The organism is Vibrio cincinnatiensis (genome assembly GCF_022113815.1).
Lineage (GTDB): Bacteria > Pseudomonadota > Gammaproteobacteria > Enterobacterales > Vibrionaceae > Vibrio > Vibrio cincinnatiensis_A.
The window spans coordinates 1-337 of the sequence record NZ_SGOM01000096.1; the positions used below are offsets into that span (position 1 = coordinate 1).

General features: G+C 50.1%; 1 protein-coding gene. It reads left to right on the plus strand.

Features of this window, described 5'->3' with window-relative positions; all coding sequences use genetic code 11:
• A partial coding sequence (locus EXA13_RS16775) for a transposase (RefSeq protein ID WP_238134111.1) occupies window positions 1-283 on the plus strand: 283 nt, incomplete at its 5' end.
• Window positions 284-337 lie beyond the last annotated feature (54 nt).

Genomic DNA, 337 nt, shown 5'->3' on the forward strand with positions numbered 1-337 from the left:
CACCGAAGAGTTCCGCAAAGAAGCGGTTCGTCTTGCCAGTCTTCCAGGCCGAACAGCCGTCTCCGTTGCTAGGGAGCTGGGCATTAGTGCCCAGCAAATCCGGAACTGGAAGCGCCAGTTCACACGCCTATCTGATAAACAGTTTAACACCTTAGACGGTGTTGACTACTCGAAGAAAGAGTCTGAAGAGCTTCGCGCCCTTCGGCGCGAAAACAAGCGTCTACGAGATGAGATGGAATTCCTAAAAAAGGTGTCGGCGTACTTCGCGAAGCAGCAAGAGTGAAGTACGAGTATATCGAAAGTTATGTTGGGGAATATAAAGTGACCCATATGTGTC